This window comes from Plantibacter sp. Leaf314, from assembly GCF_001423185.1.
In the GTDB taxonomy this organism is placed as follows: domain Bacteria; phylum Actinomycetota; class Actinomycetes; order Actinomycetales; family Microbacteriaceae; genus Plantibacter.
Genome location: NZ_LMOB01000002.1, coordinates 360168 through 384305 on the forward strand (window position 1 = coordinate 360168; position 24138 = coordinate 384305).

Sequence of the window (24138 nt, forward strand, 5' to 3'; positions counted from 1 at the left end):
GCCTGTCCACCGTAGCAAAGACAAAAGGAGAACACCGTGAGCGACAGCGCTTCGGCAGCAGAGGCCGAGACGAACGACGTGCGCGAGCTTCGCGCAGAGATCCTGAGACTGCGTGATGCACTCACTGGAGCGACGGCCGAGGCGGAGCACGCCAGGCAGCGTCTGGCGGCGTCCAAGCTGGAACTCGACGGGCTGCCCCTCGCGCACGAGAACCTGAGGCTCCGCGACGAACTCGCCCAGGCGAGGGTCGGCCAGCACTATTTCGAGTCGCTCTACCTGCGGATCTCGGCTGAGCGCGAGCGCGACCACGAACGCCTGGTGCGCGAGTTCACCGGTTCGCGGACGTGGCGCATCGGCGCCGCCGTGATGAGCCCCGTCGGGGTCGTCAAGCGTCTCCGCGGAGGCCGGTCGTGACCGCTGCCGATCCGACGCCCCCGTCCGGACCGCAGTTCTCCATCGTCGTTCCGTTGTACAACACGACGCCGTTCCTCCTGCAGGAGATGGTGGCGTCCGTGCAGTTGCAGAGCTACGAGGACTGGGAGCTCGTCCTGGTGGACGACGCCTCCCCAGACCCTCGGACCCTCGAGACGGCGCGAGCGTGCGCCGCATCCGACCCCCGGATCGTGCTCATCGAACTCCCCGAGAACCGCAACATCTCGGAGGCCTCGAACGCCGGCATCGATGCGAGCCGCGGCACCTTCGTCGCCCTGCTCGATCACGACGACACCCTCGACCCTCGGGCCCTCGCCATGGTGCAGGACGCGATCGAGGCGGGCGTCGACGTCGACTACGTGTACACCGACCAGGACGTCATGACCGACAAGGGTCACTACCGGATCCCGTTCGCGAAGCCGGAGTGGTCGCCGGAGCGGTTGCTCGGCCAGATGTTCACCTCGCACCTCTCGGTGTTCCGCACCTCCCTGCTCCGCGAGGTGGGCCCCTTCAACTCCGCGTACAACGGGTCACAGGACCACGACCTCGTCCTGCGGTTCACGGAACGGGCCCGCGGCATCGCCCACGTGCCCGAAGTCCTGTACCACTGGCGGGCGGTCCCGGGCTCGACGGCGCTCAACGGCTCCGAGAAGAGCTACGCGTGGGACGCCGGTCTCGCGGCGGTCGCGGCGGCGGTCGAGCGACGCGGTATCGACGCCGAGGTCGCCTTCGGTCCGAACTTCGGTACCTACGCCGTCCGTCACCGGCTCCACCCGGATCGGACCCTGTCGATCCTCGTCGCGGCGGACGCCCCCACGCCCCGCCTCGACGCACTCCTCGCGGAACTCGACGCGTCCGAGGTCTCCTCGCAGATCGTCGAGCTCATCGTCGCGCTGCCGGCCGGCCGCGACGCCTCGCCCGTGACCCGGGCTCCCGGCCGGTTCCCGGTCTCCTTCGTCCACACCACCGCCGAGGAGCGGACGCGCCTGCTGCACGAGGCGTCCGTCGAGGCTCGCGGCGACCTCCTCGTCCTCCTCGGCGAGTCCCTCACGGAGCTGCAGCCCGAGACGCTCACACGGCTCGCCGGGGCACTCGGCGAGCCCGACGTGGCCTTCGCCGGCGGACGCATCGTCTTCTCGGACGAGACGGTCAAGCATGCCGGGTACCGCACCTCGCAGACGCACCTGCGCGACGCGTTCCGCGGGTGGCCGGCGGGGACGGACAGCACCTACGGTGCACTCACCGTCAACCGTGAGGTGACCGCCGTCTCGACGGAGTTCGCCGTCATCGACCGGCTGGTGTTCGAAGCGGTCGGCGGGTTCAACGCCGAACTCGACGGATACTGCGCCGAACTCGACCTGGCCATGAAGGTCTGGTCGCAGGGCAGCCGGGTGCTCACGCTCTGCGAACCGATCGTGACCTCGCTCGACCGGAGCATCGCCGAGGACGAACTGCCGAAGCGTCAGCGCAAGGTGATCTCGCGCCGCTGGGGTTGGAAGGGCGTCGACCGCTTCACCGCGTGAGGCTGACCCCGTGGGGCCCGCACGCAGGCTCCACGGGGTGAGGCGTCAGGAGCGCAGGCTCTGGTAGAACGCCCGCGCGTCGTCCCAGCTCGGCAGCAGGCCGGCGGCAGCGGCCTCGTCGAGCCCGGGGGCGTCGGTGTCCTTGGGCGAGAGCAGCGGCGTGCCGGCCTCGGCGGGGATGACGAGTCCGATCCGTTCGTCGAGCGGGTTGATCCCGTGCTCGCGGTCGGGGCGGTACACGTCGGTCACGAGGTAGCTGACGGTCGCGTCGTCGGTCAGGGCGACGAAGCAGTGGCCGAGACCCTCGGAGATGAAGATCGCCTTGCGGTCGGTGTCGTCGAGGAGCACCGAGTCCCACTGGCCGAAGGTGGGCGAGCCGACGCGGATGTCGATGACGTAGTCGAGGACGGCACCACGCGTGGCCGTGACGTACTTCGCCTGGCCGATCGGGATGTCGGCGAAGTGGATGCCGCGGACCGAGCCACGCTTCGACACCGAGGTGTTGGACTGCGCCAGCTTGATGGAACGGCCGGAGGCCTCTTCGAGCTTGTCGAAGCGGTACCACTCGAGGAAGACGCCTCGGTCGTCGCCGAACTGCTTCGGCGTGATCTCATAGCTGTCGGGGACGTTCAGTTCGCGGATCTGCACCCGGGGAGTCTACCAAGAGGGTGCGGGCTGGCTGCATTCCCTCAGCTTCGCTCCGGGTCGGCTCATGCATAATCGAGTGTCCTCGCACAGAACGGCCCACCATGACCACGCTGCTCCAACGCCTCTGGCACGGTGTCGCCGCCTACGCGGTGAAGTTCGGCGTCGTCGGACTCATCGGGTTCGGCTTGGACGTGCTCGTCTTCAACCTGCTGCGCGTCGGCGTCTTCGGTCACGACCATCTCGCGCAGTCCCCGATCGGCGCCAAGGTCATCAGCGTCTCGGTCGCGATCATCTTCAACTGGATCGGCAACCGGTATTGGACCTTCCGCGAGCACCGGCGGAAGAACTTCGTGCTCGAGCTCGGGGAGTACATCGTCGTCTCCCTGGGCGGGATGGCCATCGCCGTCGGTTGCCTCTACCTGAGTCACTACGTCCTCGGCTTCACCTCACTCCTCGCCGACAACCTCGCGTCCAACGTCATCGGGCTCGGCCTCGGCACCCTCTTCCGGTTCTTCCTCTACCGCTTCTGGGTCTACGGGCACCACCGTGCCGACGGCCTGGCCAACCTCGCCCGAGCCGAGGAAGCGCAGCGGACCCTGTTCGAGGAGCCGGAGGCCGAGGAGGTGCCGTCACCGTCCTCCCCGAGCGAGCCGGGTACGATGAACGGGCCACTCCCGAGAGGACCCCTATCTTGACGTACCTGATCACCGGCGCTTCCGGCATGCTCGGCCACGACCTGCAGGAGGCCCTGTCGGGTCGCGAGGTCACCGCTCTCGGACGCGCCGAGCTCGACGTGACCGACCTCGACGCCGTCCGTGCCGCCGTCGCCGACCACACCGCCGTCATCAACGCCGCCGCCTACACGAAGGTCGACGACGCCGAGTCGCACGAGGCCGACGCCGCCGCCGTGAACGCCATCGGCGCCCGCAACCTCGCCGTCGCCGCTCGCGAGGCCGGCGCGAAGCTCGTCCAGGTGTCGACCGATTACGTGTTCGACGGATCGGCCACCTCGCCGTACCAGGAGGACCACGCCCTCGCGCCGATCAGCGCCTACGGGCGCACGAAGGCCGACGGCGAGCGGGCCGTCCTCGCCGAGCACCCCACCGGCGCCTACATCGTCCGGACGGCGTGGCTCTACGGCAAGAACGGGCCCAACTTCGCGGCGACCATGGCCAAGCTCGCCGCCAACGGCGTCGACCCCGCCGTGGTGACCGACCAGCTCGGCCAGCCCACCTGGACGGCGGACCTCGCGGCGCAGATCGTGGCACTGCTCGACGCCGACGCCCCGGCCGGTGTCTACCACGGCACGAACGCCGGCGAGGCTTCGTGGTACGACTTCGCACAGGCCGTCTTCGCGGCCGTCGGCGCCGACCCCGCACGGGTCTCGCCCACCGACAGCTCGGCGTTCGTCCGGCCGGCACCCCGGCCCGCGTACTCCGTCCTCGGCCACGACGCCTGGGCCACGGCGGGTCTCTCCCCCATGCGCGACTGGCGCGAGGCCTTCGAGGCAGCGACGCAGCACGGCGTCGTCACCGCACCGTGACCACGCTCCGCGTCGTCGTCGACCAGATCGTCGCACCCGTCGCCGGCGGGGTCGGACGCTACTCCGAGGAACTCACCCGCGAGCTCATCGCGAGCGCTCCGGCCGGCTGCGAGGTCGAGGGCATCGTGTCCGCCGTCTCGAAGGAGAAGATCGACCTCATCGAGTCGAAGCTCCCCGGCCTCGCGACCCTGCACCGCACCACCCTGCCCCGGCGGGAACTGAGCGCCGCCTGGCAGCTCGGGATCGTCGCGCCGGGGACGGCCAACGGCATGGTGCACGCGCCCGGCCTCCTGGCCCCGCTCAACCGCCACGACCGCGTCAACGACGGCAACCAGATCGTCGTGACGATCCACGACACCCTCGCCTGGTCGCACCCCTCCTCACTCACCCCCATGTCGGTCGCCTGGCAGAAGGCGATGGTCAAGCGGGCACGGAAGCACGCGGACGCCATCGTCGTCCCGACGCATGCGGTCGCCGACGAGCTCCGCGACATCGTCGACCTCGGCGATCGGGTCAGGGTCATCGGTGGCGCTGCAGCGACCACGCTCACCATCCCGACCGACGCCGATGGTCGCGCCCGGACGCTCGACCTCCCGTCGGAGTACCTCGTCTCGGTCGGTTCCCTCGACCCGCGGCGCGGGATCACCGAGCTCATCACGGGCCTCGGGCGGCCAGGTGCCCCCGACCTCCCGCTCCTCATCGTGGGCACCGACAGCTGGGGCGACGTGACCCTGGCGCAGGTCGCCGACGAAGCAGGCCTGCCTGAGGGACGGGTACGTGCGCTCGGCTTCCTCGACGACGCCGACCTCGCCGTCGTCCTCGACCGTGCGACCGCGTTCGTGTACCCGAGCCTGGCCGAAGGCTTCGGCCTCCCCCTCGTCGAGGCGTTCCGCTTCGGCACGCCCGTCATCCACTCCGACGTCCCAGCCCTCGTCGAGGTCGGCGGCGGCGCCGGCGTCGTGGTCGAGTCCGGCGCGAAGGGGTACGCCGATCGGCTCATCGCCACCATCAACGACGTCATCGGCGACACCGAGCGGCTGGAGCGCCTGCGGATCCTCGGCATGGACCGCGAGCAGGCGTTCAGCTGGCAGGACTCCGCCGAGCGCGTCTGGCAGCTGCACGCGGAGCTCTGACACCCTTCGACAGGCTCAGGGACCGGGTCGCGGCTCAGGGACCAGGGTAGGTCAGCCTGCGTCAGGCTCCGGGCTCGGCGACGGCGGGAACAGCTGGTCCTGCACCATCTGGTGGATGAGCGTGTAGTCGGGCTCTGCCGGGTCGATCGTCGGCGGCACGAACTGCAGCGAGTTGATCGGCAGCTCCCGCGTTTTGAGTGCGAGGTTGACGAAGTAGCCGAGCATGCCCTGCGGGACGTCCGTCTTCACGACGTCGCCACCCGCCGCCGCGACGTCCTGGAAGCGTGCGAGGACGTTCGCCGGGTTGAACTGCTTGAGCATCGCCGTCTGCAGGATGTGCTGGCGTTCCATGCGGTCGTAGTCGCTCGTCGAGTGCCGTGAGCGGGCGTACATGAGGGCCGTCCAGCCGTCCATGTGCTGCTGCCCGGGCTCGATCCACTTGGTGACGTTCTCGAGGTCGGCGTCGCCGTCCATCGGGAGCCGCTCCTTGACGTCGATGTCGACGCCGCCGAGGGTGTCGATGAGTGTCGCGAACCCGTACATGTCGATGAGCACGTACCACTGGATGTGCAGGCCGGTGATCCCCTCGGCCGCCTGCTTCATCGCCTCGATGCCGGGCTCGCTCGCCTCCGCCGTGGCCTTCGGGAACAGCTCGGGGTTCTTCAGCTCGATCTCGGTGTAGATGGAGTTCAGCTGGCAGACGTCCACGTCGCAGGAGTCGTCGTAGCCGTCGGGGTAGATCGACGCCATCTCGCTTCCTGCGGGGAACGGGATGTCGACGAGGTCGCGCGGCATCGACATGGTCGTCGCCTGGCCAGTCTCGGCGTTGATGCTGACGACGGACATGCTGTCCGGTCGCATGCCGTCGCGGTCGGGACCGGCGTCGCCGCCGAGCAGCAGGATGTTGTAGTAGCCGTCCACCGGCGGCTCTGACGGGCCGGTGTTGCCGAAGATCGAGGAGATGGAACCGCGGGTGGCTCCGGCGACGACCGCGCCGTAGCCGGCGCCGCCGGCCACCAGGACCATCGCGAGGGTCGTGAAGAGGGCGACCCCGAGCCGGGCGTTCGGAGACGCTTTGACGAGCCGCACGAGGCGCAGGGTGTCGAGGGTGAGCACCACCCAGAGGATCGCGTAGGCGACGAGCAGGACCTGCGCGACGGTGAGGGCGATCGGGTTCGTCGCGAGGGTGAAGAGCACCTCGCGGGCGAGGAACATGAGGGCCAATCCGACGACGGCGAGGACCCAGAGGAACAGGGTGAAGCCGAGGCCGAAGCGGCCGAGCTTCCGGTTGCCGGCGAGGACCTGCGCGGACCCCGGGATGAGCAGATTGAGGAGGACGAGCCACCAGGCGCGCTTCGTCATCACCTCGCGCGAACGGGTGTCGGGATACCGCATCGGTTTCGCGGCGGTGGCTGCACTCGTCATAGCTGGGCTTTGAGGTTCCGGTTCTTCTCCTCGACGGAGTCGGCGAGGGATGCCGCATAGGCGACGAGCGCCTCGTGCAACGTGTCGTCGGCCGTGGCGAGGATCTTGACGGCGATGAGCGCCGCGTTCTTGGCGCCACCGATGGAGACGGTCGCGACGGGGACGCCGGCCGGCATCTGCACGATCGAGAGGAGCGAGTCGAGCCCGTCGAGGCGCGACAGCGGGACGGGGACACCCACGACCGGCAGGGTGGTGACGGAGGCGAGCATGCCCGGCAGGTGGGCGGCGCCGCCGGCACCCGCGATGACGACCTTGAGGCCACGGCCGTGAGCCGCCTTGCCGTAGGCGATCATCTTCTCCGGGGTGCGGTGCGCCGAGAGCACCTCGACCTCGAAGGGCACGCCGAACTCGCGCAGCAGCTGGGCCGCGTCGCTCATGACGTTCCAGTCGGAGTCCGAGCCCATGACCACTCCGACGAGCGGAGGGGCGTCAGGGGACGGGGTGGAGTTCTCGGGCATGAGCACCATCGTAGATCGCAGTGCCTGGACATCGCCTCAGGACGCACCGCAGGCGTCGGACAAGCTGCGGCCGGCCCGACCCCAGTGTGGGGAGGTCCCGATCGTCCGCGACGGGCACCGCCGGGCCGGTGTCTGGGAGAATCGGCGGATGAGCGAGTCGACCATCGACGGATCACCAGCACCCCAGGATCCGCCCAGCCCCAGCGAGCGCCGTCGTTGGCGCGGCTACCTCGCCGACGAACGCGCCGAGGCCGCCGTCTACCGCGACCTCGCCAGTCGGCGGAGCGGCGAGGAACGCGACATCCTGCTCGCCCTCGCCGACGCCGAGAAGCGGCACGAGTCGCACTGGATCGCCCTCCTCGGTGACGACGTCGGCAAGCCGCAACGCGGCGACCTGCGGACGCGGGCCCTCGGGTGGCTGGCCAGGCGCTTCGGCTCGGTCTTCGTCCTCGCCCTCGTCCAGCGCGCCGAGGCCCGCTCCCCCTACGCGACCGAACGCGCGGCCACCGAACGCATGGCCGCCGACGAGCAGATCCACGAAGAGGTCGTCCGAGGCCTCGCCGCCCGCGGACGGAACCGGCTCTCGGGCACCTTCCGGGCAGCCGTGTTCGGCGCGAACGACGGGCTCGTCTCGAACCTGGCACTCGTCATCGGCATGAGCGCGACCGGCGTCGGCAACGGGGTCGTCCTCGCGGCGGGGCTCGCCGGGCTCCTGGCGGGCGCGCTGTCGATGGGCGCCGGCGAGTACGTCTCGGTGCGGTCGCAGCGGGAGCTCCTCGAGGCGTCGAGTCCCAATCCCGCCGCCGACGACGCCCTCCCCCACCTCGACGTCGACGCGAACGAGCTCGCCCTCGTCTACCGTGCACGCGGGATGGAGGTCCGAGAGGCCGAGGCCCACGCCGCCGACGTGCTCAGCAGGGTCGGCGCCGGCACCTACCAGCGCGAGGCGCAGACCGTGCTCGACCACGAGGCCATCGGCACCGGTCTCGGTGCGGCACTCTCGAGCTTCTGCTTCTTCGCATCGGGTGCGGTCATCCCGGTCCTGCCCTACCTGTTCGGGCTGCAGGGGCTCGCCGCACTCCTGGTCGCGGCGGTCCTCGTCGGTGTCGCCCTCCTCGGGACGGGAGCCGTCGTGGGACTGCTGTCCGGAGGGCCGCCGCTCCGCCGAGCGCTGCGACAGCTCGCGATCGGCTACGGGGCCGCGGCCGCGACGTACCTCCTCGGTCTGCTGTTCGGCGCCAACGTCAGCTGATCCGGAAGGCGTCCGTGGGGCGCAAAGCCGAGCGGGTGCATCCGAGACCGAACCGGTCACCTCCCGTCCACAGGCACGTCACCCGGGCTGACTAGCCTGGGCGCGTCGTCCGCCGCACCGGCGCACGAGGCCCGCTCCGGCGGAGCGCCGACGCCGACCAGGACGGGTGGGACCGCGGGTGACGCGACTGCAGGACCACATCGGTACGCCTCCCCTGCTCGGCACGGTGCCGCGGGCCCAGTCCGACATCCAACTCCTCCGCGCGATCGCGGTGGTCTCGGTCGTGGTCTTCCATCTCGGAGCCTCCCTGCTCCCCGGCGGCTACGTCGGGGTCGACGTGTTCTTCGTCGTCAGCGGGTACCTGATCACCGGCCACCTCGTCCGGCAGGCGTCGGAGACCGGACGGATCGACCTGCCGGCGTTCTGGGCCCGGCGTCTCCGTCGACTCCTCCCGGCCGCCCTCCTGGTGCTCGCGGTGACGAGCGTCCTCATCTGGCGGTTGGCTCCCCCGAGCGCCTGGACGCAGTTCTTGACCGAGGTGGTGGCGAGTGCGACGTCCTGGGAGAACTGGTTCCTCGCGGGGAGCGCCGTCGACTACCTCGCACAGGGGAACGCCGCGTCGCCGGTCCAGCACTACTGGTCGCTCGCCGTCGAGGAGCAGTTCTACCTTCTCTGGCCGCTCGTGGTCGTGCTGTGTCTCGTCCTCGTGCGTCGGGTGTCCCGCTGGGAACTCCGCCGTACCCTCGGCACGGCCCTCGGCGTCATCGGCGCGGCGTCGCTGACCTGCTCGATCCTGCTCACCGCCCACGACCCGGCACCGGCGTACTTCGTCACCCCGACCAGGGCCTGGGAGTTCGCCGCCGGCGGTCTCCTCGCGCTCCTCGGGCCGGCGGTGGTCGTGCACCGGAGCCGATGGCGGACCCTCGCGGGGGTCGTCGGCATCGGGCTCCTGGCGACGAGCCTGCTCACCTTCACGGAGCAGACCCCGTTCCCCGGGATCGCCGCAGCCCTCCCCGTGGCCGGCACCCTTCTGGTGATCGTCGGCGGGTCGTCGCTGCATCGGTGGTCGGTGACGACGGTGGCCCGGACGCGGGTGTCGTCGTTCCTCGGCGACATCTCGTACGCGACGTACCTCTGGCACTGGCCGCTCATCGTCTTCGCCCCAATGGTGCTCGGGGTGTCCGTCGACCTCGGCACGCCGCTCGGGTGGGCGGTGGCGGCGTCGCTCCTGGCGCTGACCGTGGTGCTCGCGGTGCTCACGAAGCGGTTCGTCGAAGACCCGGTCCGACACGCGAGCCCCCTCGTCGACGCCCGCCCGCGTCGAACCGCCGTCCTGGCCGCCGTGGCGACCGCCGTCGTCCTGTGCATCCCGATCAGCGGGCTGCAGACCGTCGCCGCACAGGAGCGCGCGCTCGCGAGCACGGTCGACGCCTACGTCTCCGGTGGTGAACCGTGTTTCGGTGCCGACGCGGCCGTCTCGGGCTGCAGCAACCCGGTGCTCGCAGACGAACTCCTCCCGCCGCTGTCGGTCCGCACGGAGGACACCGGCGACACCTTCCGGTGTTCGGCAGCCGCCGACGCCCCGGACTTCCCCGGCTGCACCTTCGGTTCAGACCGACCCGACGCCACCCGCGTCGCGCTGACCGGGAACTCGCACGCGACGATGCTCATCCCCGGGCTGGTCGACCAGCTCGAGGCACGGAACTGGCGGCTCGACGTCTACGTCGGCAAGGGATGCGAGTGGCGGACGCCGGGGCCCGACGACTCGGAGGCCTGCGCGTCCAGACGCACGCTCATGCAGCGGGCGTTCACGGGCGCGCGGCCGTACGACATCATCCTCGTCACCTCGAAGAGTCCCGACGAGACCTCCGTCGCCCAGCAGGCCTCGATCCGCAGCGCGACCCTCGCCGCCTGGACGCCGGTACTCGACCTCGGCACGTCGATCGTGGTGCTGCGGGACAACCCGCGCGTTCCGACGGCGGCCGCTGCGTGCGTCGACCGCTCGAGCGCCGCCGACCTCGTCGCCGGCGCGTGTGCGTTCCCCGTGACCGACGCCTACCCGACCTTCGACCTGAACACCGCCACGGCTGCGATGACCGACGGCGCCGTTCCCGTCGTGGACCTCGGCGAGCTGTACTGCTCGGACGGGACCTGTCCGCTCGCCGTGGGGAACGTCCTCGTCTACCGGGATCAGCACCACATCACGGCCACCTGGTCGCGGACCCTCGGCCCGTTCCTCGTCGACCGGATGCTTGACGTCACCGCCCACGGTTGACGGCGCCGGGTCGACGTGATTCGCCGACCCGGAACCCGGCGGGATCAGACGGCGGTGGCCTCGTACTGCCGACGGTCGGCGACGACACCGGCGAAACGGAACGGGCCCGAGGTCTCGCGCGGGCGCTCCGAGTCGTGGACGTCGGCGGACGCCGCGTCGCCGAGCAGCTGCAGGTACCGGGCGTCGTCGACGACCGTACGAGCGTCGAGGCTCGCCCGGTTCGCGTCGCTGCGGAGCGCCGAGCGGTAGCCGGGACGGACGATGCCGCTGAAGCACTCGGCGACCGCACCCGAGCCGTAGCTCAGGAAGCCGATGCGCTGACCGGTGAGGTCGAGGTCGCCGTCGAGCAGGGCGAGCAGCGCCAGGTACACCGAGGCGGTGTAGCTGTTGCCGATGCGACGGTTGTACCCCGTCGTCGGCTCGATCTGCGCGTCGAGCTCCTCCTGGCTGCGCTCGGCCCCGACCGCCTTCGCGAGGTGACGGTGCGCCTTGATCGCCATCTTCGTGAAGGGCTGGTGGTAGCAGAAGTGGTCGACCTCGCTGAAGTCCGCTCCCCCGCGCGAGCGGTAGTCGGCCCAGGCGCCCTCGATCGCGTCCTGGTACGCGGAGATCGACAGCTTGCCGTCGACGATCGCCGTCGCGCTGTGGTTCGGCCGCCAGAAGTCCATGACGTCCTGCGTGTACACGCCGGTCGCGGTCTCGAGCTCGAGGATCGCGGGGTCGGCGGCGACGAGCATGGCGACCGCGCCGGCGCCCTGCGTCGGTTCGGCGTTGGAGTGCAGTTCGTAGCGCGCGACGTCGCTCGCGATCACGAGCACGGTCTCCTCGGGGTTCCGCGCGACGAGCGCTGCAGCGAACTGGAGGGCTGCGGTCGCCGAGTAGCAGGCCTGCTTGAGTTCGACGACGCGGACCGCCTGCGGCAAGGCGAGGAGGCGGTGCACGTAGACACCGGCGGCCTTCGACTGGTCGATCCCCGACTCGGTGGCGAAGAGGACCGTGCGCAGACGGTCGCTCCCGTGTCGCTCGATGATCTGAGCGGCCGCGGCGGCGGCCATGGTGACGATGTCCTCGTCGGCCGCCGGCACGCTCATCTCGCTCTGTCCGAGGCCGACGTAGTACTTCGCCGGCTCGACGCCGAAGCGTCCGGCGAGCTCGGCCAGGTCGATGCGGTTCGCACCGGTGGCGAAGGCGATGTCGTCGATGCCGACGACGGGGGTGGTGGTCTGGGTGTTCACGTGCGGGGTGCTCCGTTCGAGCGTCGACGATGCACCGGTGCCCCGGTGCGGTGGAGGGTCAGGCAGGCGTTCCGGCGGCGGTCTGCGCGCTGCGTTCGAGTTTGAGGTGGGCGGCCATGAGCTCGCCCGGGTTGGTCTGCGCTGCGAGCAGGGACAGCTCACCGCACCACACGGCGGCGGCGCACAGGACGGCGAGGCGCCGTGCGTTGGCGCCCGGCTCGCGGTCCTCGCGGCAGCCGAGGCGGGCGAGGTTCTCCTCGACGAACCCGAGGCCCTTGCCGTTGCCGACGGTTCCGACGATGAGGTTCGGGAGCGTGCAGGAGAAGTAGAGGTCACCGTCGTGGACCTCGGCGTGCGTGACGCCCTGCGAGCCCTCGACGATGTTCGCCGCGTCCTGACCGGTGGCCAGGTAGAACGCCAGCAGCATGTTCGCGTAGTGGGCGTTCGCGCTGCGGAGCCCGCCGGCCAGGATCGTCCCGACGAGGTTCTTCCGCACGTTGAGCTGGACGATCTGTTCCGGCGTGGTGTGCAGGAACCGCTCGACGATCGCGCGAGGGATGGTCATCTCGGTGACCACGTTCTTGCCGCGGCCCAGGATGCCGTTGACCGCCGTCGCCTTCTTGTCCGAGCAGAAGTTGCCGGAGATCGACCCGTACCGCAGCTGCGGCCACCGCTCCATGATGTACGGCATCAGCTTGTCGGCCGCGAGGGTCACCATGTTGTGCCCGGAGGCGTCGCCCGTGCGGAACTCGAGGCGGAGGAAGAGGAGGTTGCCGGCGATCTGCGAGTTGACCTCGATGAGCTCGGCGAAGTGGCTCGACTGCGCGACGACGGCCTGGAGCTCGGGCAGACTGCGCTCGATCTCGCGCAACGCCTGCAGAGCGTCTCCGGCGGAGTCGACCTCGAAGAGGACGGAACGGCTCATGCGCTCGTCGACGAGGGTGGCCCGGATCCCGCCGGGGACCATGGAGGAGATGCGCGCGCCGCGACGGACCGAGGGCCAGAGCGGGCTTTCGTACGTGGCGAGCGGCACCTCCTGCTCACCCTCCATGACGTTGCCGCTGAGGTGGAGCGGGCCGACCCACTTGAGGGGGACGGGTGCGACGCCGTCGGGTTCGTTGCTCATGCGTGGTGTTCCGTTCCGCCCCGCGGGACGTCGTGCTGCTCGGCGAAGGCGCGAGCGTAGGTGGATCTGATGGATTCGACCGCGCGGTCGTCGGTGCGGCTGATCTCCGACGGCCCCCAGGGACTGTGGGCGGCGTCGATCAGGCCGGTCGGCGGATGCACGGTGAGCGGGAGCCGTTCGATGCCATGGGCCGACCAGTCGTCCTCGAGGGCGGTCGTGCACACGGACTGACCGATGAACGCGATGCCGCAGTCGCCGCCGCCCGCGCCGGACGACTTCGCCGCCCCGCCGAGTCGTTCGGCGGCGTCGCAGAGCTCGGCGAGCGCGGCCGTCTCGATGTCGACCCCGGCGTCGCGGCCGAGACCGGCGAGCGTCGCGCGTGCCGAGCGGACGGCGCCGAGCACGAGCGCCGGGTCCTCGTCGTTCAAGCCGATGGTCAACGCGTCGACGGCGGCTCGACTGGCCGAGAGGAACGCGGTGTAGTGGGCGCTCTCCGCCCACTTGCGCGATTGCAGTTCGTCGACGAGCCGCGTGGTGGAGGCGGGCTCGCCCGTCCAGCCGACGAGCAGACGGAGGGAGGTGGGCGGCGAGAGGCGTTCGAGCCCGAGCTCAGCCCACGGGTCGCGCAGCGCGGCGAGCACCCCGGACCGGTGGCGCAGCTCGCGCAGGCGCGCGCGATCAGGAGAGGTGTAGCGGAGCCAGCCACCGAACATGCTGGCCGCGAGATCGCCCCCGGACGCCGCAGGAGCCACATCGATCGTCGCGAGGATCGCGAGCTTGAGCATCTGGGTGCGCGTGAGGTCGAGCTGGTAGAACTCGTCGAGCGCACGGATCGTCGCGGTCGTGACGGCGGCGCTCGAGCCGAGACCGAACTTCCGGCCGCTCGCGTCGTCGAGTTCGCTCGTGATGGACAGCGCGGAGAACCGCTGCGCGACACCGAGTTCGGCGACCAGGGTCTCCATGGTGCTGACGGCGGAGAGGACGTGGTCGAGCGGGCGCTCCTCGTGCTCCACGACGACACCGTTGCGGTTCCGTCGCCAGATGATCGGTGCACGACCGTACTGGTCGGAGAAGATGCGTCCCTCGTGCTCGCTCGCCTCGAGGCGCACGGTCACACACCGGTCGACGGCGACGAGGATGGAGGGGTGTCCCGGCTCCACGACGGCGTACTCACCGGCGACGAACAACTTGCCGGGCGCCTTGATCTCGATCATCGCGCTCCTTCCGTGGTCTGCTCGCCCGCCGATCCGTCGGGCTCCGAGGTGATGAGCCTCGCGCCCCGTCCGGCTCTGGCGGGGATGACGCCGATGTCCGGCTGCGCCTCGAGGATCCGAGACGCGAGCGCGTCGACCGTGTCGGCCCGGCAGAGGATCTTCACGTTCGGGCCGGCGTCCATCGTCGCATAGCATTCGAGGCCGTCGCCTCTGAGGTTTGCGACGAGGTCGAGCAGTTCCACGCTCGCCGGGCCCCAGTACCGCACCGGCGGTTCGGCACCGAGCATCGTGGCGTGCATCCGCATGGCGTTCCGCTCGGCGATCGTGCCGACGGCTGTGAAGTCGGCGCGGGCGATCGCGGCCAGCATCTCCTCGAGTTCGATCGGCGTCCGTTCGACCCATGCCGGGTAGTACGGCGAGGTGTCGACCGTGCGCCGCATGCCGTCGCGGCTCGACACCGACTTCGCCCGGGCGTCGAGGACGGTGAGGACCATGCCCAGTTCGAGCCCAGGAGGAGCCGGGACCGCCTCGGCGAAGGAACTCTCGTCGTCGTGCCCGGCGTGCCAGACGGCGAGCCCGTCGAAGATCGACCGGGAGGCGGAGCCCGAACCGCGACGGGCCAGGCGCGAGAGGCTGCGGCGGTCGAGCTCGAGTCCGAACGCGGCCGACGCGGCGAGCGCCAGGGCGGCGAACCCGGAGGCGGAGGAGGCGAGCCCGGCACCGGTGGGGATCTCGTTGTGGGAGTCCACGACGACCCGGTCGTCACGACCGGCGATCGTCCGGACGAGGTCGATGAAGCGGGTGACGCGCGCGCGAGCGGTGCCGTCGAGCGGCTGACCACCGAGGGACACGACGTCGTCGGGTCCGTCGCTCAGCCGCACCGTCGTCGTGGTGGGCGCTGCGTCCAGCGTGAGGGACAGGCTGCCGGTCCACGGGAGGATGAGGGCTTCGTCGCGCTTGCCCCAGTACTTGACGAGCGCGATGTTGGGGTTGGCGAGCGCCGTCGCCTGGTGCTGTGGGGTCGTGGTCACGCGTAGTCCTCCGCGTCGATCGTCCAGGTGCCGAGTGCTCCGGCCTCCAGGAGGGCTTGCGAGATGTGCTCCGCCGACGCGGCGTCGCGGGCGAGGGCGATGATGCAGCCGCCCTGGCCACCGCCCGTGAGCTTGGCTCCGAGGGCACCATCCGCTCGGGCGACCTCGATGAGGGCGGTGATGGCGGGGTGGCCCGCACCGAGCTCGTCGAGGACGAGCTGCGCGGCGGTCATGCGCGTACCGAGGTCGTCACGGCGGTCGGCCGCGAGGTCCGCGACGCCGGCCAGCGTCCCGTGCTCGAGCTCCGCGAGCAGCGTCCGTCCACGCTCCGGGTTCCGCTCGATGAAGGCCCGCACGTCGGCGACCGCCTTGCGGGTCGATCCGCGTGCACCGGTGTCGGCGACGACGAACCCACCACCGAAGCGGATGGGTGGGTGGTCGACGCGACCCGCCGTGAAGAGGATGGGCGCGGAGGCGCTCGTGGCCCGAGCATCGAGACCGCTCGGGGTGCCGTGGGCGACGCGCTCGCCGCGCTGCACGAGCTCGAACCGGTCGGCGTCGTCGAGGGCCACACCGTACAGATCGGCGACGGCGTCGACGATCGCGTTCGCGGCCGCAGCGCTCGAGCCGAGTCCTCGTCCGATCGGCAACGTCCCCCGGACGACGACCTCGACGCCGTCGGCCTCGCCACCGACGTGGCGGAGGGTCTCGAGGACGGTGGTCCCGAGCGGATCCGCGGGGTCCAGCGGGCCGAGCGAGATCTCGGTGTCGAGGACCGACGCGCCGGCGACGTGCCGGGCGGACGCTTCGACGCGGAGCGACGGGACCGGGAGGGCGACGGCGGGCGATCCGTAGACGACGGCGTGCTCGCCCAGCAGGATCGCCTTGGCGTGCGCGAAGCCGCGACCGGTCGCAGCCGTGTGCTCTGTCGTCATCTCACCATTCTGGTCCGAAAAACATGCAGCTGGCTGCACATCGGTGGTCCGGTCGCGATCCGGGCCAGGACGGGCCTCGGCCCGTCGCCGTCCGGCGGCGCATCCGGGCGCTCCACGATCCTCGGGCGGCGGGAGCCACCGGAGCCCTCACGGCTCGTCCCATCCGCACTGGAAGCACCCAGCCTACGCCGATCGACCGGGTTCGGCCGATTACGGTTGAGTGGGCGTGACGGCACGGTTACTATCGGTACACCTCCATTCATGCAGACGACGGCCGCCGCACCCAGCGCCCGCGTCGACACGGACCCACCCTCCAGCGACGTAGACCCGGTCCCGTCATCTCACCGTCTCCGGGCCGTCCAGCGCCCGCATTCCGAGGGGTACCCCGTCGTGATCTCTTCCTCCGTCCCACCGCGCCCGCGCGCGTCCGCAGCAGCACCCCGTCCCGACCTCGTCGATCGCGAGACCGACAAGAGCGATTGCGGCGTCGGGTTCATCACCCGGAAGGACGGCGTGCAGAGCCACGACGTCATCGCCCTGGGCGACACGGCCCTCTGCGCCATCCCGCACCGCGGCGGCATGTCCTCCGAGGGCGTCGGTGACGGCGCCGGGGTCCAGGTCGACCTCTCGGTCGACTTCTTCAGCGCGCTCGTCGGCGAGCAGCTCGTCGCCGGCCGGTTCGGCGTGGCGAACGTCTTCCTGCCGGTCGACCACGGCCGCACCGCGGACGCCGAGGCCCTCATCGAGCGGGCTCTCGGCGAGGCGGGCTTCACCGTCCTGCTGGCCCGCGCCGTCCCGACGGTCGACGCCGTCCTCCGCCCGAAGGCTGTGCCGTACCAGCTCCCGATCCGCCAGTGGGTCTTCGCGTCCACCGATGACGCGACCGTCGAGGAGCTCGACCGACGCGCCCACGCGGCCCTGCTCGCGATCGAGGCGGTCGCCTACACCGACCTCACGCTCGACGGCCTGTACCCGCTGTCGCTCAGCATGCGCACCCAGGTGCTCAAGGGACGACTGAACGCCGGCGAGGTCATCCCCTACTTCGCCGACCTCGCCGACCCGCTGCACCGCGTCCGCACCCTGGCCTTCCACACGCGCTTCTCCACCAACACCGCACCGCACCCGTCCATGGCACAGCCGTTCCGTCTCATGGCACACAACGGCGAACTCAACACCGACCGGAAGAACCGACTGTCCGAGACGGCGCTCGCGGCGTCGCGCGGGCGGAGGATCATCCGGGCCAGGGGGCAGTCGGACAGCTCACGGCTCGACCAGACGCTCCACAGCCGGGTCGTCGAGGACGGACTGGAACTCCTCGAGGCGGTCGTGTCCGTCATGCCGCCGGCGTGGGAGAACGACCGCACGCTGAGCCGCGAGGTGCGGGCGATGCTCGAGTACTTCTCCCTCGTGGAGGAGAAGAACGACGGCCCGGCGGCGCTCATCTTCAACGACGGGACGACCGTCGGCGCCCGCCTCGACCGCCTCGGACTGCGCCCCCTGCGCAGCGTCGAGACGGAGGAGTACCTCTGCGTCACCTCGGAGGCCGGACAGCTCCCGTTCCCGGACGACGAGGTCGTCCACCGCGGACGCATCGAAGCCGGCGGGATGCTCGCCTACGACCACCGCACCGGCACGCGCCTCCGCACGGGCGAGGCGCTCGAGCTGCTCGCCGCACGCAAGGACTACCCGGCGATGCTCGCCGCGGCCGCCGTCGAGCTCGACGCGCTCGAGGACCACGGCCAGACCAGCTCCGCAGCAGCGGTGGACGAGGCGTTCCCGTACCGCGGCGGCTTCGGCCAGGTGCAGCGCTACGTCGCCTACTCGCTCAACCAGGAGAGCTTCAAGTTCATGACGGACCCGATGCTGGCGTCCGGCAAGGAGCGGATCTCCGCCATGGGGTACGGCAACGCCATCAACGCGCTGTCCGACCAGGAGGGCGGTCTGGCGAAGTACTTCTCGCAGCGGTTCGCCCAGGTGACCAACCCGCCGCTCGACAGCATCCGTGAGGCCGACGGCATGACCCTCCGGGTGGCGCTCGGCGCGAAGCCCGGGAGCGGGACCGTCGGCACGAAGCAGCTCATCCTCCGCTCGCCCATCATCAGCGAGGACGAGCTTCGTCGCCTCGGGACGCAGCAGGAGTCCCCCGTCGGCTGGTTCGACATCCTCTACCGCCCCGAGGCCGACGCGCAGGCGAACGCCGACGCGCTCGAGGACGCCGTCGAGCGGGTGGCCACCGAGGTCGCCGCCTTCGCGGCGGTCAACGGCGGCATCGCCATCCTCAGCGACCGCGGCGTCGACACCGAGGCGGCCGCCCTTCCGCTGATCCTCGTCGTCGCGGCCGTCAACCAACGCTTGATCGACGACGGGCTCCGGCTCCGGGTCTCCGTCGTCGTGGACAGCGGCCAGCTGCCGTCCTCGCACCACGTCGCGTCGGCACTCGGCTTCGGCGCGTCCGCGGTGCACCCGCTCGCGGTCCGGCTGCGAGCTGAGCAGAAGCACCCCGACGAGGCCGACGCCGCGTTCCACCGCTTCGCCGCCGCGGCCGAGAAGTCGCTGTTGAAGACGATGGGCCGAGTGGGCCTGTGCACCGTCGAGAGCTACATCGGCGGAGAGTTCTTCGAGCCGAACTACCTCGACACGAGCGACCCGGTGCTCGCCCGCGCCTTCCCGCACCTGCGCGCCCCGGTCGGTGGTGTCGGCTTCGCCGGCATCGCCCGGACGGCGAGCGCCTGGCACCGGCGCGCCCTGACCACCACGGCCGAGGCCGACGTGCCGCTCCTCGGTCTGTTCAAGGAGCGCGCGGAAGGGGCCGGTCACTCCTACGGGACGACCGCCGTCCGCGGCTTCGTCGACCTCACCGAGGAGGCGGTGCAGCTCCCCCGCGTCGACACCGCGGCTGTCGACCGGGAGGGCGGCACGCTCGGGGACGACCCGCTGCGCCTCCACACCATCGGCGACCTCGAGGACGCCTTCGGGATCGACGACGACGCCTACCAGCACACCTCCTTCGACGCGCTCGACGACGACGAGATCGACGCGTTCACCATCACCCCCGGGTACCGCTCCTTCGTCCAGTCGATGACGACCGAGCGGCGCCGACGCCCGGCCGCACTCCGCGACGTGCTCGTCCTCCCGGAGGACATCACCCGCCTCACCACCCCGGAGGAGTTCGCTCGCGAGCTCGACCGGCTCGGCCCGGTGGGCAACTCCTCGATCGTCGTGCGCGGTCTGCGGGCGACGCGGACCGACCAGGGACGGCACCGCCTGCAGCTCACCGGCCCGCTGGCGGGCGACCTCGCCCGCGTCTCGGCGCTCGGCGAGTACTACGTCCGCCGGTTCGGCTCCGAAGTCACGGGCCACTGGATCTCGGGCGGCGACCTCATCGTCGAAGCGGTCGGCTCGGCCGACGATTACTTCTCCATGCTCGTCGAGGGCGAGGAGAGCATCTCCACGGACCTCGTGCAGCCCGCCAGCGAGATCACCCGCGCGCTCGCCTCCGGGGCGATGAGTCACGGTGCCCTCGTGGCGACCGCCCACGAAGCCGTCGCGCACGGCACCAACATGGTCGGCGGGATGTCGAACAGCGGCGAGGGCGGCGAGCACCTCTCGCGCTACGGGACGATCCGCGGCTCACGCATCAAGCAGTTCGCCTCCGGCCGGTTCGGGGTCTGGGCCGGCTACCTCGCCGACCCGATGCTGCAGGAGTTGGAGATCAAGATCGGACAGGGCGCGAAGCCCGGCGAGGGCGGTCAGCTCCCGGCGCCCAAGGTGACGGTGGACATCGCCGCCGCCCGCGGTGGCACCCCCGGCATCGAGCTCGTCTCCCCGCCGCCGCACCACGACACCTACTCGATCGAGGACCTCGCGCAGCTCATCCACGACTGCAAGGCGGCTCGGGTCCGCGTCGTCGTCAAGCTCGTCTCCTCCGAGGGCATCGGCACGATCGCCGTCGGCGTCGCCAAGGCCGGTGCGGACGTCATCAACGTCGCCGGCAACACCGGCGGCACGGGTGCGGCAGCGGTCACGAGCCTGAAGTACGCCGGCCGCAGCGCCGAGATCGGCATTGCGGAGGTGCACCAGGCCCTCAGCGCGAACGGCCTGCGCTCCAAGGTCACGCTGCGGTGCTCCGGGGCGCACCAGACCGGTCGCGACGTCGTCATCTCGGCGCTCCTCGGCGGCGACAGCTTCGAGTTCGGGACCACCGCGCTCATGATGCTGAAGTGCGTCATGGCGAAGAACTGCAACGTGAAGTGCCCGGCCGGTCTCACGACGAACCCGGAGACCTTCGACGGCGACCCCCGCGCGCTCGCGCAGTACCTCCTGAACATCGCGCACGACGTCCGTGAGCGGCTCGCGATCCTCGGGCTCCGCTCGCTGCGCGAGGCCCGCGGCCGCACCGACCTCCTCCACCTCGTCGACCACCCGGCCGCCGTCGCCGACCTCGACCTGCGCGCCATGCTCGCGGTCGTCCCCGAGGTCGTCGTCACCGACCCGGTGTACCTCGAGAAGGACTTCACCCTCGACGACGCGCTCATCGAGCGGGTGCGGGCCGGGCTCTTCGACGAGGGTCGGACCACGATCGACCTCGGCGCGACCGACGGCGACGGCGGGATCCGGCTCGGCAACCGCTGGCGCTCCGTCGGCGGGCAGCTCGCGATCGACCTCGAACGTCTGCTGAACCACGAGCTCGACGACGCGCAGGCGGCGGCGACCCCCTCGGTCGTCACCGACGATCGCGGCCACCGGTCGCTTGGCGCCGACACCGTCACGATCCGGACCGAGCACTCGGCCGGGCAGTCCTACGCGGCGTTCTGCGTCGACGGCCTGCACTGGCGGCACACCGGCACCTGCAACGACGGCGTCGGCAAGAGCGCCTCGGGCGGCACCATCGCGATCCTCTCCCCCGGCGGCGGCAGCACGGAGCCCGGCGGCAACGTCCTCATCGGCAACTTCGCGCTCTTCGGGGCCACCGGTGGGCGCACCTTCGTCCAGGGCGAGGCCGGCGACCGGTTCGCCGTCCGCAACTCCGGGGCGACCGCGGTCGTCGAGGGCGTCGGCGACTACGCCTGCGAGTACATGACCAACGGCGCCGTGCTGAACCTCGGCGGTTTCGGCAGCGGCTTCGGCAACGGCATGAGTGGCGGTTTCGTCTACCAGTACGACCCGCGCGGCGAACTGCCCAGCAAGGTCAGTGCCGACTCGCTCCTCCTCGGATCGATCACCGAGGGCGAGCAGGCGGCCTTCCACGAGGCGGCCGTGCTCCTCCTGCTCGACTGGCACGTCGAGGCGACCGGCTCACCGCTGGCGTCCCGGCTGCTCGCCGACTGGGCGACGGCCAGGCACCACTTCGTGTTCGGCATGCCCCGCGCGCTGCTCCTGTACCAGGACAGCGACGCCATCCTGGCGGCGAAGAGCCGGAAGGAGCTCCTCGACGAGCTCGGTGCCGCGCTCGCGGCGCAACAGCTCCGCACCTTCAAGCTCGACTACCGCGACCGCCGACCGGTCCGCGGCGGTCGCGCACCGGGTCTGGGCGAGCCCGCGGCGGACCCGCAGGACGTGTACGCGCTCCTCACCAGTTACACCGTGCTCAAGCTCGCCCAGGAGGTCGCTCTGACCAGGACCCCCGGCGTCGACGACCCCGCGCACCCGACGGTGCAGGCGGCCGTCCGCACGCTCATCCTGACCGAGGACTTCTTCGTCATGCAGCGGGTGCAACGGGCGGCCCGCGAGCTGCTCGAACGCTACGACGACACGGCCCTGGCCGCGATGATCGCCGCCAAACGACTGCACGACTACACGGAGGCGCTGCGCCTGCGGAACGTCCGGTCGATCGACCACCCGGGGACCACCGGGTGGATCATGCACCAGCACGCGAAGAACCGGGCCCGATCCGGTGCGACCGGTGGCACCGAAGCACTCCTTGCATCGGCCGCCCTGGCCGAGCTGACACTGGCGGGCCGCCGATGAGCGCGCCCGGTCTGGAAGGGATCATGAGCGAGACACGGACCCCGTCCGCCGTCGGGCCCCGCCCGGTGCTCTTCGAGGCGCTCGCGGCGCTCGGGAGCAGCACCGACGACCCGTTCATCCCCGAGGACGCACCGTTCAGCCCGGAGCAGCGGGTGTGGCTCGCCGGGTTCCTGGCCGGCGTCCGTGCGAGCACCGTCGACGGTGCCGAAGCGGCCGCACGCACCCCGCAGCTGGCCCTGCACGTCCTCGTCGGCACCCAGACGGGCACCGCGGAGGCGATCGCGGAGGACCTCGGTCGCGCGGCGTCCGGGTACGGGGTGGCGACGACGACCACCGGTCTCGACGACGTCGAGGTCGACCGGCTCCCGTCGATGGGTCACCTCGTCGTCATCACCTCGACGTACGGCGAGGGCGAGATGCCGGACAACGCCGAACTGTTCTGGGAGGCGCTCCAGGCGAGCACCGCTCCCCGACTCGACGGCCTGAAGTTCTCGGTCCTCGCCCTCGGCGACTCCGGGTACGACGGCTTCTGTCAGGCCGGGAAGCTCATCGACACGCGCCTCGAGCAGCTCGGTGCGGAGCGTGTCCTCGCCCGCGTGGACTGCGACGTCGACTACGAGGAGCCCGCCGCGGCGTGGACGACCCAGGCCCTGTCGCTCTTCGGCGCCCTCGCGCCGGCGACCGCCGACGGCGCGGCGACCCCGGCCGTCCCGGCCGCCGCCCCCGCGAAGAAACCGGGCCGCACCCGGTCGCCCTGGACCCGGAAGACGCCTTTCGGGGCGACGCTCGCGGTCAACCGGGTCCTCTCCGGCGCGGCCTCCTCGAAGGAGATCCGACACTACGAGTTCGACCTCGCCGACAGTGGTATCGAATACGCCGCCGGTGACGCCCTCGGCGTCATGCCGAGCAACGACCCGGCCCTCGTCGACGCGATCATCGCCGAACTCGATGCGGATCCCGACGACGCCGTGGACGGCTCGACGCTCGCGGAACGACTCACCAACGGATTCGAGATCCGCACCCCGTCGAAGGACCTCGTCGCGGAGCTCGCCGAGCGCTCGCCGGGCTCCGAGCTCGCCGGGATCCTGGCGCTCGCCCAGGCCGAGACGCTCGACTCGTGGTTGCGCGACCGGGACATCCTCGACCTCCTGCGGTCGACCTCCGTCCGGTTCGACGCCGCCACCCTCGTCGACGTCCTGCGCCCGCTGCAGCACCGTGCGTACTCGATCTCGTCCAGCCCGCTCGCGGCCGACGGACGGGTGCACCTCACGGTCGCGAGCGTCCGCTACGCGGTGGGCGACCGCATGCACGGCGGTGTGGCCTCGACGCACCTCGCCGACCGCGTCGCCGAGGGCGGGACGAGTGGCATCTTCGTCTCGGCGAACGCGGCGTTCCGCGTCCCGTCCGACGACGACGCCCCGCTCATCATGGTCGGTCCCGGCACGGGCATCGCCCCGTTCCGGTCCTTCTTGCAGGAGCGTCGTGAACGCGGCGCGACCGGTCGGAACTGGTTGTTCTTCGGCGACCAGCACCGGGCGCACGACTTCATCTACGAGGACGAGCTCGGTGAGCTGCTGACCGGAGGGGTCCTCGACCGCCTCGACCTCGCCTTCTCCCGCGATCAGCGCGAGAAGGTGTACGTCCAGACGCGCATGCGTGAGAACGGCAAGGAGCTGTACGCCTGGCTCGAGGAGGGCGGCCACTTCGCGGTCTGCGGAGACGCCTCACGGATGGCGAAGGACGTCGACCAGGCGCTGCACGACCTCATCGCCGAGCACGGCGGCCGGTCCATGGAGGCCGCCGCGGAGTACGTGCACACGCTGAAGCGCGAGAAGCGGTACATCCGCGACGTCTACTAGGAGCCGCGCTCCGGTCCCTGGG

Annotated in this window: 17 protein-coding genes; 9 read left to right on the plus strand and 8 right to left on the minus strand. The window is 71.0% G+C overall.

The window, feature by feature from the left end; genetic code table 11:
- Positions 1 to 36 precede the first annotated feature (36 nt).
- On the plus strand, positions 37 to 414 hold the full coding sequence (locus ASF68_RS14905; protein ID WP_056012816.1) for a hypothetical protein: 378 nt from the start codon (positions 37 to 39) through the stop codon (positions 412 to 414).
- Positions 411 to 1955 carry a glycosyltransferase gene (locus ASF68_RS14910; protein ID WP_056012818.1) on the plus strand — a complete coding sequence of 515 codons (1545 nt, stop codon included), beginning with the start codon at positions 411 to 413 and terminating at the stop codon, positions 1953 to 1955. Before ASF68_RS14905 ends, ASF68_RS14910 begins: the two co-directional genes overlap by 4 nt.
- Positions 1956 to 2000: 45 nt before the next feature.
- Here ASF68_RS14910 and ASF68_RS14915 read toward each other — a convergent pair whose 3' ends face one another.
- Positions 2001 to 2603, minus strand: coding sequence for a dTDP-4-dehydrorhamnose 3,5-epimerase family protein (locus tag ASF68_RS14915; protein WP_056012821.1), 603 nt, complete (start codon positions 2601 to 2603; stop codon positions 2001 to 2003).
- Between the two features lie 101 nt (positions 2604 to 2704).
- On the opposite strand from ASF68_RS14915, the gene ASF68_RS14920 reads away from it, so the two are divergent.
- The 3 genes from ASF68_RS14920 to ASF68_RS14930 are packed head-to-tail and all read left to right on the plus strand — an operon-like array spanning position 2705 to position 5279.
- Complete coding sequence (locus ASF68_RS14920) at positions 2705 to 3298, plus strand: GtrA family protein (RefSeq protein ID WP_082456130.1); 594 nt, start codon at positions 2705 to 2707, stop codon at positions 3296 to 3298.
- Positions 3295 to 4146 carry a dTDP-4-dehydrorhamnose reductase gene (rfbD, locus tag ASF68_RS14925; protein ID WP_082498703.1) on the plus strand — a complete coding sequence of 284 codons (852 nt, stop codon included), beginning with the start codon at positions 3295 to 3297 and terminating at the stop codon, positions 4144 to 4146. The genes ASF68_RS14920 and rfbD overlap by 4 nt, the downstream gene beginning before the upstream one ends.
- Positions 4143 to 5279: a glycosyltransferase family 1 protein gene (locus ASF68_RS14930; protein WP_056012824.1), complete on the plus strand. Its 1137-nt coding sequence runs from the start codon at positions 4143 to 4145 to the stop codon at positions 5277 to 5279. Before rfbD ends, ASF68_RS14930 begins: the two co-directional genes overlap by 4 nt.
- A 51-nt stretch (positions 5280 to 5330) precedes the next feature.
- Here ASF68_RS14930 and ASF68_RS14935 read toward each other — a convergent pair whose 3' ends face one another.
- Complete coding sequence (locus tag ASF68_RS14935; protein ID WP_056012827.1) at positions 5331 to 6704, minus strand: LCP family protein; 1374 nt, start codon at positions 6702 to 6704, stop codon at positions 5331 to 5333.
- Positions 6701 to 7222 carry a 5-(carboxyamino)imidazole ribonucleotide mutase gene (gene purE / locus ASF68_RS14940; RefSeq protein ID WP_056012830.1) on the minus strand — a complete coding sequence of 174 codons (522 nt, stop codon included), beginning with the start codon at positions 7220 to 7222 and terminating at the stop codon, positions 6701 to 6703. The genes ASF68_RS14935 and purE overlap by 4 nt, the downstream gene beginning before the upstream one ends.
- Positions 7223 to 7370: 148 nt before the next feature.
- On the opposite strand from purE, the gene ASF68_RS14945 reads away from it, so the two are divergent.
- Together ASF68_RS14945 and ASF68_RS14950 are read left to right on the plus strand one after the other, a co-directional pair.
- The gene (locus tag ASF68_RS14945; RefSeq protein ID WP_056013443.1) at positions 7371 to 8474 is read left to right on the plus strand and encodes a VIT1/CCC1 family protein; all 1104 of its coding nucleotides are present in this window, start codon (positions 7371 to 7373) and stop codon (positions 8472 to 8474) included.
- Positions 8475 to 8652: 178 nt separating this feature from the next.
- The gene (locus tag ASF68_RS14950) at positions 8653 to 10749 is read left to right on the plus strand and encodes an acyltransferase family protein (protein WP_056012833.1); all 2097 of its coding nucleotides are present in this window, start codon (positions 8653 to 8655) and stop codon (positions 10747 to 10749) included.
- Positions 10750 to 10793: 44 nt separating this feature from the next.
- Here ASF68_RS14950 and ASF68_RS14955 read toward each other — a convergent pair whose 3' ends face one another.
- Genes ASF68_RS14955 through mvk form a run of 5 tightly spaced genes read right to left on the minus strand, consistent with a single transcriptional unit; the run spans position 10794 to position 16290 of the window.
- Positions 10794 to 11984: a hydroxymethylglutaryl-CoA synthase gene (locus tag ASF68_RS14955; RefSeq protein WP_056012836.1), complete on the minus strand. Its 1191-nt coding sequence runs from the start codon at positions 11982 to 11984 to the stop codon at positions 10794 to 10796.
- 58 nt (positions 11985 to 12042) lie between these two features.
- Positions 12043 to 13110, minus strand: coding sequence for a hydroxymethylglutaryl-CoA reductase (locus ASF68_RS14960; RefSeq protein ID WP_056012839.1), 1068 nt, complete (start codon positions 13108 to 13110; stop codon positions 12043 to 12045).
- Positions 13107 to 14324 carry a phosphomevalonate kinase gene (locus tag ASF68_RS14965; protein ID WP_082456127.1) on the minus strand — a complete coding sequence of 406 codons (1218 nt, stop codon included), beginning with the start codon at positions 14322 to 14324 and terminating at the stop codon, positions 13107 to 13109. The genes ASF68_RS14960 and ASF68_RS14965 overlap by 4 nt, the downstream gene beginning before the upstream one ends.
- The gene (gene mvaD, locus ASF68_RS14970) at positions 14321 to 15355 is read right to left on the minus strand and encodes a diphosphomevalonate decarboxylase (protein WP_056012843.1); all 1035 of its coding nucleotides are present in this window, start codon (positions 15353 to 15355) and stop codon (positions 14321 to 14323) included. The genes ASF68_RS14965 and mvaD overlap by 4 nt, the downstream gene beginning before the upstream one ends.
- Entirely contained in the window at positions 15352 to 16290 is a 939-nt protein-coding gene (gene mvk / locus ASF68_RS14975; RefSeq protein ID WP_056012846.1) for a mevalonate kinase, read from the minus strand. The genes mvaD and mvk overlap by 4 nt, the downstream gene beginning before the upstream one ends.
- Before the next feature lie 390 nt (positions 16291 to 16680).
- On the opposite strand from mvk, the gene ASF68_RS14980 reads away from it, so the two are divergent.
- A complete protein-coding gene (locus tag ASF68_RS14980; RefSeq protein ID WP_235526838.1) occupies positions 16681 to 22257 on the plus strand; it encodes a glutamate synthase-related protein in 5577 nt (1858 codons plus the stop codon).
- 23 nt (positions 22258 to 22280) lie between these two features.
- Positions 22281 to 24116, plus strand: a complete 1836-nt coding sequence (locus ASF68_RS14985; protein WP_082498706.1) for a sulfite reductase subunit alpha — start codon at positions 22281 to 22283, stop codon at positions 24114 to 24116.
- Positions 24117 to 24138 lie beyond the last annotated feature (22 nt).

Excerpts from the sequence above, each read along its gene's own strand:
- ASF68_RS14920 (WP_082456130.1), top strand. The coding sequence starts at position 2,705 with ATGACCACGCTGCTCCAACGCCTCTGGCACGGTGTCGCCGCCTACGCG.
- ASF68_RS14935 (WP_056012827.1), bottom strand. The coding sequence starts at position 6,704 with ATGACGAGTGCAGCCACCGCCGCGAAACCGATGCGGTATCCCGACACC.
- purE (WP_056012830.1), bottom strand. The coding sequence starts at position 7,222 with ATGCCCGAGAACTCCACCCCGTCCCCTGACGCCCCTCCGCTCGTCGGA.
- ASF68_RS14945 (WP_056013443.1), top strand. The coding sequence starts at position 7,371 with ATGAGCGAGTCGACCATCGACGGATCACCAGCACCCCAGGATCCGCCC.
- ASF68_RS14960 (WP_056012839.1), bottom strand. The coding sequence starts at position 13,110 with ATGAGCAACGAACCCGACGGCGTCGCACCCGTCCCCCTCAAGTGGGTC.
- ASF68_RS14965 (WP_082456127.1), bottom strand. The coding sequence starts at position 14,324 with ATGATCGAGATCAAGGCGCCCGGCAAGTTGTTCGTCGCCGGTGAGTAC.
- mvk (WP_056012846.1), bottom strand. The coding sequence starts at position 16,290 with ATGACGACAGAGCACACGGCTGCGACCGGTCGCGGCTTCGCGCACGCC.
- ASF68_RS14985 (WP_082498706.1), top strand. The coding sequence starts at position 22,281 with ATGAGCGAGACACGGACCCCGTCCGCCGTCGGGCCCCGCCCGGTGCTC.